The following is a 9,674-nucleotide window of genomic DNA, read 5'->3' as shown; positions in this document are numbered from 1 at the left end:
AAATAATAATGTATTTAAAGATGCTCTAAGTTTGGTTATTTAACCTAGGGACAAAAGGATTGTTAGTGAATAAGAATACTAAAGATATTGCAAACTTTAGAAATTCAAAGCTTTACCATTGATTTAGAGGTGAATTGATATGCATGTTCTATATTTTCATCAACATTTTTCTACGCCAGCTGGATCAACAGGGATTCGATCCTACAAAATGGCCAAAAAGCTGATTGAGTATGGACATACGGTGACCGTAGTTTGTGGTAGCTATAAAGGAGCAAATACTGGATTAGTCCATTCTTTTAAAAATAATGTTCGTGAAGGCAACGTTGATGGGATCCATGTTGTGGAATTTAATTTAGCTTATGCAAATCAAGATTCTTTTTTAAAACGAACTGCAATTTTCTTACGGTTCGCTTATTTAAGTATGAAGTATGCGTTAAGCGCAAAGTATGATCTAATTTTCGCAACATCAACCCCACTTACCATAGCGTTACCCGGTTTAGTAGGTAAATGGTGTCGTAGAAAACCATTTATTTTTGAAGTCAGAGACTTATGGCCGGAGTTGCCTCGTGAAATGGGTGTCATTACTAATCCCATCATTTTAAAATTAATGGGTTTAGTGGAGTGGATGGCCTATAAAAGTGCTGATGCGTTAATTGCATTATCCCCAGGTATTCAAAAGGGTATTTTAAGATTTCAAAAAGACGAAAAACGAGTCACGATAATTCCAAATGGTAGCGATATCGATTTATTTGCAGGCTCACATAAATCAGTACGACCTAAAGGTGTTGAGGAGCATCACTTAATGGCTATTTTTGCCGGGACTCATGGCATAGCAAATGGCCTTCAATCCATTATTAATTCCGCTAAAATATTAAAAGAAAGACAATGCGACGATGTTCGATTTGTACTCATTGGTCAAGGAAAATTGAAAGATCGATTAATTCAACAGGCAAATGAGTTAGGATTAGACAATATCATTTTTCTTGACCCAGTGGATAAAGATCAACTATCACAACTACTGGCGTGTGCAGATATAGGCATGCAAATTTTAGCAAATGTGCCCGCTTTTTATGATGGCACATCTCCGAACAAATTTTTTGATTATATTGCTGCTGGGCTACCGGTATTGATCAATTATCCCGGCTGGTTAGCTGAGAAAATTTCCAATACAGGTTGTGGGGTGGTAGTGGAACCCGACAACGCTGAAGCATTTTGTGATGCGCTTATTAATCTAGCAAAAAATCGACAACAACTTTCTCAAATGGGTGAATCGGCGCTGATGCTTGCCAAATCACAATTCGATAGGGACTTATTATCAAAAAATTTTGTAATGTGGTTAGAACGTTGGGCTTAAAACTAGGAATAAATTATGATAAATCATACTGTTCACCAGGACTTTGAAACAGTTTCAGTTATTGGCTTGGGTTATATCGGACTACCCACTGCTGCAGTTATTGCATCAAGAAAGATTCACGTAATAGGTGTAGATATTAATGCATCTACCGTTGAAACTATTAACAAGGGGATGAGTCATATTGTTGAACCGGACTTAGATATTTTGGTTCATGCATGTATTATTGAGGGTTATCTACACGCTACAACAGTGGCCCAACCTGCTTCTGCATTTTTAATTGCTGTTCCCACGCCTTTTATGGAAGGAAATCAACCCGACTTGAGCTATATAAAGTCAGCAGCAACATTGATTGCACCCGTATTAAAGCAAGGAGATTTAATTATTTTAGAGTCCACATCTCCTGTAGGTACTACAGAACAAATGGCCGAGTGGTTAGCTTGTATTCGAACCGATTTAACCTTTCCCCAACAATATGGTGAGGAAGCAGACATTAAAATTGCTCATTGTCCTGAACGCGTATTACCAGGACATATCCTACGTGAACTTGTGCAAAATGATCGAGTCATTGGCGGCATGACTGAGGCTTGTTCGGCTAAAGCACAAAAGTTTTATCAAACTTTTGTCGAAGGCGAGTGTATAATTACCGATGTACGCACCGCAGAGTTATGTAAGTTAACTGAAAACAGTTTCCGTGATGTTAACATTGCCTTTGCCAATGAATTATCCATTATTTGTGATAAATTAAATATTGATGTATGGGAACTTATTTCCTTGGCAAATCGTCATCCTCGAGTCAATATTCTGCAACCAGGACCTGGAGTTGGAGGACATTGCATAGCAGTTGATCCCTGGTTCATAGTGAGTAGTGCTCCGAAAGAAGCTACTCTTATCAGAGCCGCAAGAGAAGTTAACGATAGTAAACCATCATGGGTTTTGGAAAAGGTAAAACTTGCCATCTCTAATTATTTACAAGCACATCCTAATAAGACAGTTAAAGACGTGGTTATTGCTTGTTTTGGCCTCACATTCAAAGCGGATATTGATGATTTGAGAGAAAGCCCTGCCCTTGCTATTGTGAAAAATATTGCAGAATTTCATGCTGGATATATAGTTGTTGTTGAACCTTATATTGATACTCTTCCTAATGGGTTAAATGGAAAAGTAGAATTGCAGAGTATAGAGAGTGCATTACTCGAAGCTGATATCGTATTACTATTAGTCGACCATAAATCATTTGCAGCTGCAGAGAATTTAATTAAAAAAGATACCATCGTTGTTGATACAAGAGGATTATGGTCAGGACACAATAAATGAAAGAAATTATCAAATTTATTACATTATGCATCCAAAAAGGCCAACTAGCCTTCTCGAGATTCGTCATGCATTTATTCAAAACAAGATTTCGCCGTTGTGGTGCCCAAGTTATTTTTGACCCACTAACATCCACGCTATCTTATGACAGTATCGAAATCGGTAGTTTTGTTTTTATTGGTCATGGAGCGACAATGTCCTCATCCAAGGAGTATCCCATCGAAATTGGCTCCTATGTGATGCTAGGGCCAAATGTTTCCATTTACTGTGGTGATCATGAAATGAATCAAATTGGGAAACCTATGTATTTTATGAATAAGGATAAACAATCTACGCGATCCGGCAAAGTCATTATTAAAGATGATGTTTGGATTGGAGCCAATGCAACGATTCTCAAAGGAGTCACCGTTGGTGAAGGAGTAGTTATTGCAGCTGGGAGCATTGTGACCAAATCAATACCAGATTATTCCATCGTGGCAGGAATTCCTGCCAAAGTGATAAAGCAACGATTCTCTAAAGAAGAGTTACATCAGCATAAAAAAATGGTCGCAGAATGGAGTGTCAGTTGATACGCGAATCGATTTACGTGGTTGGAGTGGGATGTGCCCGATTCACCCAAATTGCCTTAGGAGCCATTCTGGCAAATAGGCTGGGATCAGATAGTTATGGATTGTTTGTATTATTCCTGACTGCAGCCAATACACTTAGTAATTTTTCATTAATGGGGGTTTTGCCTCGTATTTTATCGCTACCTCTGGATGCAAAAGAAAATGCAATCGTATTGCAGTACAGTGGCGCCATGACTCTTGTTTTCTCATTCCTAATTGTTGGTGTATTAGGTTATATGGGTATTTTATTTAACCCTGATCAATATTCCTTGGTATTCTTTATAAGTGTTTTAATCTATTGCATTGGCTATTTTTTCTTATCATTGGCCGCAGCAGTGTTAAACCGTTCAGGTTCTCATGAAAGCGCGGGTTATTTATGGATTTTAGTTAACCTTGTCGTAGTGGCTTTAGTAAGTATTCCTATTCTTTTAAAGGATTACAATCTCTTTTTGATCTTGCTCTCTAGCGGGTGGTTACTTACAGGTTTTTGTTCTTGGTTAAAAGTAATGAAGGATGGTCATTTTCAGTTTAATAAACAAATCATTCTTAATAGTAATGTATTCAGTATAATTTACAAATCATTCCATAGCGGGGCATTCGGTTTACCCTTCCTTGTAATTTTTTTCATATTAGGCCAACAGGTTGAGTTTAATTCTAATGAAGTTGATAAAACAGCATTTTTTTTAGGATATCAACTATTTAATATCATGATATTTATTCCTGGAATACTTGGAGGCGTTTTCGTTCCTCGATTAAGTCAGGCGGTCAATAATACCCAACAGCAAATGATAACTCGACTGAGTGCCTTTTACCTTGCTATTGGTTTATTTTGGACGATAGCCATCGGCTTATTTTTACCCTTTTTATTTAATCTTTATGGCATAAAAAGTTCCTATCAATCAATTTTAATAGTGATTCTTTGGCAGGTGGCAGGAGTAGTAGCTGCGGTGGGAGCAATTCAAAATCAGTTCCTGGTAGCTCGCAGTCAGTTCCTATTTTTGCTCGCTGGTAGTGTCCTGTGGGCACTCATTGTAGTTATTGTGAACTGGCAATATCAAAACTCAGTTCTCGGTTCTGTTATCGGTGTTTTACTAGGTTACTTAATCTTGCAGATTTTGTATTGGTACAAGAATAGACGTTATTTTTATGGTATTTCCTATGAAGCGAAGATGTATTAACTTTTTGGCTAACCCTCATAGTCCTCATGTTCGACATTGGGAGGAGCTGTTAAATTCTGGTGAATACCAAGCCTGTATCCACACTGTGCATCATTTGAATCAAACAATGATTGTAAACTCACCTGTCAAAAAAATCTTACCATCATTGTTTCATCGCATTCCTATGCCAATTAAATATTTAATATCTGGATTATTGCTTAGATTAACTCTTTCTAAAAACCAAGATACATTCTTTCATGCACACAATACATCGGGTTATGGTTTGATCGCCTTTTTATCTGGTAAACCTTATATTCTTACTACCTATGGAACCGAAATTTTTAGCGCATCGAGTAGAAGTAAAGTTTATTCTATACTTCTCGGCAAGATATTAAAAAAGGCTGTAAGCATTTCTTCTGCCTCCCCAAGCATGACTGATTATTTGGTTAATTATTTCGGTATCGAGCGGTCAAAAATTCATGAATTCAGTCTAGGGGTTGCGGATTCATTTTGTTTTTCACAAGAAAAGCGCGATAAGATTAGGAAAGAATTAAGATTAGTAAGTTCACCAATATGGATTGTTAATCGGCGCATTCGTAGCCAATATCATACTCTTGAATTAATTGATGCTTTTTCTCGTTTTAGGGAGAAGATGAATCGTGGTTTTCTCATACTTCTTGAAGGAGATTCTGAACCAGGTTATCTCGAGAAAGTGGAACAAAATTGTGCAAACAATAACTCTATCCATTTGATAAAAGGCTTTTTATCGCAACAAGAAATGTCACATTATTTATCTGCAGCAGATTTTTCAATTTCAGTACCAGAAACAGATCAATTATCAAGCTCAATTCTAGAAGGGGCTTCTTGTGGGGCCATTCCACTGCTTACCAACTTAAAATCATATGAATTAGCCAGCGAGTTCAGCAAACTTTTTGATATTCCGGATCCCAATGATAGCATGAATTATGATCAGATATTTTTTGAATCGTACAAAATGTTTTCAAATGAAGAATATAATACATTTCGTGCCAATATGTTTGATAAAATTAGCGCCTTCAGTATGAATGAAGTTTTTCCCAAGGTGATTAATTTATATGATGCGACCTCTAACATACTTAACTCGAGATCCAAATTGTGATAAAGACAGTTAGTTAATCTATTTTAGAATTTACAGTACTACTTCTTTGCTCTCGTCAGTTTGTCGCAACAACCAAACGCCTGGTAGCACAATAATTAAACATGCTAATTGCCCCTGCAACTGATAAAAGCATAGGAATAAAAAAACTAAAATTGATTCCTGTAAATTCGATGACTAGGACAATTGCAGTTATCGGCATTTTTTGAGCCGCAGCAAGAAATGCTGCGCTGCCGATAACCGCAAATGCAGATATTGAAATACCTGGCCACAAGTGGCTCCAAAGAATACCCAAAATGACGGCCATTAACGCGCCATTTGCAAGAGAAGGTGTTAATATTCCACCGGAAGCACCCGCTTGTATGCTAGTACAAACAATTAATAATCTAAGTATTAATATGACTGTCGCAAGACTAAGTCCCAACATATCTCCATCAAACCCTAATTGAGCAGCAGATCGACCATTCCCTAATATTTCCGGAAAATAAATCGCCAAGAGTCCGATAATAAAAAAATTAAATAGGCAGAATATAATGATTTTCCAATTTCGTGGCGCTCGACTTTGGGCTCTGTTTGTTATCTGTTTAAACCAATAAGCAGCAAAACCAAAAAGAGGACCCGCAACAATAGCCCAAACAACTATTGAAGAATCCAGTATTAAAACTGGTATTTGATACATCGCCTGATTACCCAAACCTATCCAGGCTATAACCACTGCAATCGCAGAGGTAGTAATGGCAGGTATCACTGCGAACCAATGAAAAGTACCGATGAGTACCTCTAAAGTAAAGAGCGCGCCACCAAAAGGAACATTATAGACAGCAGCCAGTCCTGCGCCTGCAGCGCAGGCCACCAGTACTTGACTTTCTTTAGGATGTAGCTTCATTTTATTGGTCAACCAACAGGCAAACGTGGCCCCTAGTTCTCGCGGAGCCACTTCTCGTCCCATAGGTGACCCCAAAGCAACCGTAATTATCTGCAGTAACACATGTACGATAGTCGTCTTTATAGGCATATAGGGTCTAGGTGATTTAATTGCATTTGCAATACTCACTAAAGGTCGACCATAACGAAAAACAGCCCACCAACCCCATCCAGCAATGAGACCACACAATAGCAGAGCAATCACCCTTCTCGACGCTGTTGAACCAGTAACCACATCGAGAAAACGCTCATTTTCAATAATAGGAAAGACCGTGTGCTGATAGGCTAAGTGTTGGATAAAATGTAATAATAAGGCTAGAAACATCCCACCCAAACCTGAAACAACCCCGATAACAATTGTGGCGAAAAAAAGATGATGCCATCGGGATGTTAAATGTTTAGTCATGAACTACTCCTTAATTCATAACGGGATCTGATCGCTTAACGCTCCTGCAACCTGCAATTGATGAGCAACAATACGTGCCAGGTAGTCAAATTCAATATTAACCTCTTGGCCTTTTTCTAAAAAGCTAAGGGTTGTATTCAGTAATGTGTGCGGGACAAGCATCAATTTAACGCCTTGGTTCGACACCGAGTTAATTGTTAAACTTACCCCTTCAACAGTAATACTACCTTTAGGTACTAAAAACAACATTGCATTTGCATCAAACCCACTTAACTCTACTTCAACAAATTCATTAAGGTGCTTAATGGAATGAATATGAGCAAGCGCATCTACATGTCCGCTTACGTAATGTCCCCCAAAACGAGTTGAGGCGAGCATTGCCCGTTCTAAGTTGACTTCATTACCTATTTTAAGCCGTCCTAAGGTAGTTCGCTGCAATGTTTCGGGAGAAACATCAAAACTTAAGTCGGCGTCTCCCATAGGCAATAATGTTAAACAAACGCCATTTACAGCGATGCTTTCACCTGTTTGTAATTGCTTCAAACCAGACGAAATACATAATCGGTTTGCGCCATCATGCCCAGTATTGCTAATTACGATACCTTTGCTTTCAATAATTCCGGTAAACATAGATTTATCTCATTCCTGACTCAAATGTGTTCGTCGTTCTTGCATTGTTTCTGCACTATTAATCACTGTCTGACGGCAAATTTCTTGCATCACCGGGATTTCTTTCAGAGGCTTACCTTCATGGATGGTATAGGCAATCAAAAAACTATCTCGCCATATTTTTTCATTTCGCTTTTCTTTGGACTTCATCCATAAGGCTATCCATAAAAAGTGAAATTGCCATTTATCGCGATGCAGTTCCATCTCCTCAGCAAAGACAGCTTCTATAGCTTCTTCCATCCGGCACACTCTAATCCCATCAACAAAAGTGCTGTTATGATTAACGATTTTATCAACCAAATGACTTTCTAAATACCAAGATTCAGTAAACGATTTAGTTTTTAGCCAGGATTTTGAACGTCGTAAGGAACCGGAAATCACCTCTTGAGTAAAAGGAGTAATTTGTATGCTTAATTGCTCGAAAAGATACTCTAAATCCAACTTTCTAGGACGTAAGCGTATCCCCAGTTCTTCTTGAATTTCTAAAAATTGCACGTTTGGAATTTCACCTTTGTCGATGGTTATCGCTAAGAAATGCTCAACCATCATTGTGAAATAAACTAAATCCACCTCACGCAAAGTTACATTTTCATCAAATGCCTGATTGTAATAATCTTTCACATCTTTCGAGGACAGCGAAGGTGTTATCCACGCATCTTTAAGACCTAATTCATACTTTAATAACAAACCACACAGTCTATTTTTCCTTTTTTTACGAACATGTAGAAAAACGCCCTGTGAACCGGAACCATCGATTTCAGTTGCTCGGATATTCACATTGGCTACTTCAGGTTCTGGTGCGAAAACCACCCCTTGCTTGCGTTGAATTTTAATCCAAGAGTCGAAGAGGGCATGATACCGCTCTGGATACCAATATTTGATTGTCTGTAAACGCGAAAGGGATATCGATGAAAAAGTAACCATGCCTATAATTTGACTCAGCGTGTTCAAAGCAACTTCGCGAACCTCAGCTTTAGGATGTAATAAAATAAGTAAGGCAATATCCCCACCTTCTTCAATATTATATAAATCCACCATGAGATCGATAAAAAAATCAGCCGGCATTGCATAACTTTGAGCGAAAAAATTTTCAGCGATTTCAAAAACATTAAGATCTGCTAATTCGTGAATTAAATCTCGAATTGCCTCTAGATGGGATATAGGTTCACCTTCTTGGATCACTTCTTCCTCATCACTAGCAAGTTCGTAGTAGGCATTTTTTAAATCCTCGGTCAACTCGACGTGTGATTCATAAAAAGAATTTAAGACCGGCAACCAAAAACTCAATGTATGTTTGCGAGAATTGATCATTTCGGCTAAGTGATCCATTAACTGGATTAAGATTTTTGCAGTGATCTTATTATTGGACTCCGCTGCGCCTTGTAATTGGGCGACACAAATATCCAAAGCAAAAACGCAGGCTGAATAAACTGAAAGTCCTTCATCCAATTTTTCTTCCAAATTATTAATAATATCCACCAATTTAAAAGCGAGTTCGGGTTGTTGGAAGAATAAAATATATAATTGAGGATCTGGCTCCGCGTTTTGTGCAATTAGGGTTGCCATTTCAGTAAGTAAATGATACAGCTCTGGGGAATTACTGGTCATATTTTTTAGGTACCTGTCTCGCTTTACCTTTTTCATCTATGGCAACAAAAACAAAAACTCCTTCGGTGACTTGATAGGCTTCATTTTGGGTGGCAGGATGCGCCCATACTTCAACCCGCAACGTCATAGAAGTATTACCTTGTTTTATTAGACTGACGTAACAACTCACAAGATCACCGACATGAACTGGTTTTAAAAAATTCATGGAATGAATGGAAACAGTCGCAACACGTCCCAATGCTAATCTTTTTGCCAATATTCCGGCAGCTAAATCCATTTGGGACACAATCCAACCACCAAAGATATCGCCATTAGCATTAGTATCTGCTGGCATTGCCAAAGTCTGGATAGCAAGCTCTCCCTTGGGGATGTTGGTCATGATTCACCTATGTTATGCAAGATGCGGCCTCTATATAGCGTTGGTCGACAAACCCCAGGATTACGCATTTTTTAAACGGAAAATCAGTTCCATTTCGCATTCACCCCGACCAACGCATCAAGT

Annotated in this window: 9 protein-coding genes; 5 read left to right on the top strand and 4 right to left on the bottom strand. The window is 38.3% G+C overall.

What is annotated here, in order from left to right:
* Nucleotides 1-139: 139 nt before the first annotated feature.
* From ACWTE2_RS25470 to ACWTE2_RS25450, 5 genes are read left to right on the top strand one after another with little or no spacing between them, the layout of a single operon-like run.
* Nucleotides 140-1,354, top strand: coding sequence for a glycosyltransferase family 4 protein (locus ACWTE2_RS25470; RefSeq protein ID WP_454784947.1), 1,215 nt, complete (start codon nucleotides 140-142; stop codon nucleotides 1,352-1,354).
* A gap of 15 nt (nucleotides 1,355-1,369) precedes the next feature.
* On the top strand, nucleotides 1,370-2,668 hold the full coding sequence (gene wecC / locus ACWTE2_RS25465; protein ID WP_454784946.1) for a UDP-N-acetyl-D-mannosamine dehydrogenase: 1,299 nt from the start codon (nucleotides 1,370-1,372) through the stop codon (nucleotides 2,666-2,668).
* Nucleotides 2,665-3,234, top strand: coding sequence for an acyltransferase (locus ACWTE2_RS25460; protein WP_454784945.1), 570 nt, complete (start codon nucleotides 2,665-2,667; stop codon nucleotides 3,232-3,234). The genes wecC and ACWTE2_RS25460 overlap by 4 nt, the downstream gene beginning before the upstream one ends.
* Nucleotides 3,231-4,451: a polysaccharide biosynthesis protein gene (locus ACWTE2_RS25455; protein ID WP_454784944.1), complete on the top strand. Its 1,221-nt coding sequence runs from the start codon at nucleotides 3,231-3,233 to the stop codon at nucleotides 4,449-4,451. Before ACWTE2_RS25460 ends, ACWTE2_RS25455 begins: the two co-directional genes overlap by 4 nt.
* On the top strand, nucleotides 4,432-5,568 hold the full coding sequence (locus ACWTE2_RS25450; RefSeq protein WP_454784943.1) for a glycosyltransferase: 1,137 nt from the start codon (nucleotides 4,432-4,434) through the stop codon (nucleotides 5,566-5,568). Before ACWTE2_RS25455 ends, ACWTE2_RS25450 begins: the two co-directional genes overlap by 20 nt.
* A 55-nt stretch (nucleotides 5,569-5,623) precedes the next feature.
* On the opposite strand, the gene ACWTE2_RS25445 is transcribed toward ACWTE2_RS25450, so the two are convergent.
* From ACWTE2_RS25445 to yciA, 4 genes are read right to left on the bottom strand one after another with little or no spacing between them, the layout of a single operon-like run.
* Nucleotides 5,624-6,895 (bottom strand): chloride channel protein, encoded by a 1,272-nt coding sequence (locus ACWTE2_RS25445; protein WP_182392265.1) that lies wholly within the window; start codon nucleotides 6,893-6,895, stop codon nucleotides 5,624-5,626.
* A gap of 15 nt (nucleotides 6,896-6,910) precedes the next feature.
* Nucleotides 6,911-7,525 (bottom strand): riboflavin synthase, encoded by a 615-nt coding sequence (locus tag ACWTE2_RS25440; protein ID WP_454784942.1) that lies wholly within the window; start codon nucleotides 7,523-7,525, stop codon nucleotides 6,911-6,913.
* Nucleotides 7,526-7,534: 9 nt separating this feature from the next.
* Nucleotides 7,535-9,172, bottom strand: a complete 1,638-nt coding sequence (locus tag ACWTE2_RS25435; RefSeq protein ID WP_454784941.1) for a hypothetical protein — start codon at nucleotides 9,170-9,172, stop codon at nucleotides 7,535-7,537.
* Nucleotides 9,162-9,551, bottom strand: coding sequence for an acyl-CoA thioester hydrolase YciA (yciA, locus tag ACWTE2_RS25430; protein ID WP_454784940.1), 390 nt, complete (start codon nucleotides 9,549-9,551; stop codon nucleotides 9,162-9,164). Before yciA ends, ACWTE2_RS25435 begins: the two co-directional genes overlap by 11 nt.
* Nucleotides 9,552-9,674: the final 123 nt, after the last annotated feature.

The organism is Legionella nigrisilvae (assembly GCF_977063395.2).
Note: the sequence above shows the minus strand (reverse complement) of the source record. Positions and strands in the feature narration are given on the sequence as shown.

Excerpts from the sequence above, each read along its gene's own strand:
- ACWTE2_RS25450 (WP_454784943.1), top strand. The coding sequence starts at position 4,432 with ATGAAGCGAAGATGTATTAACTTTTTGGCTAACCCTCATAGTCCTCAT.
- ACWTE2_RS25445 (WP_182392265.1), bottom strand. The coding sequence starts at position 6,895 with ATGACTAAACATTTAACATCCCGATGGCATCATCTTTTTTTCGCCACA.
- wecC (WP_454784946.1), top strand. The coding sequence starts at position 1,370 with ATGATAAATCATACTGTTCACCAGGACTTTGAAACAGTTTCAGTTATT.
- ACWTE2_RS25460 (WP_454784945.1), top strand. The coding sequence starts at position 2,665 with ATGAAAGAAATTATCAAATTTATTACATTATGCATCCAAAAAGGCCAA.
- ACWTE2_RS25470 (WP_454784947.1), top strand. The coding sequence starts at position 140 with ATGCATGTTCTATATTTTCATCAACATTTTTCTACGCCAGCTGGATCA.
- ACWTE2_RS25435 (WP_454784941.1), bottom strand. The coding sequence starts at position 9,172 with ATGACCAGTAATTCCCCAGAGCTGTATCATTTACTTACTGAAATGGCA.
- ACWTE2_RS25440 (WP_454784942.1), bottom strand. The coding sequence starts at position 7,525 with ATGTTTACCGGAATTATTGAAAGCAAAGGTATCGTAATTAGCAATACT.
- yciA (WP_454784940.1), bottom strand. The coding sequence starts at position 9,551 with ATGACCAACATCCCCAAGGGAGAGCTTGCTATCCAGACTTTGGCAATG.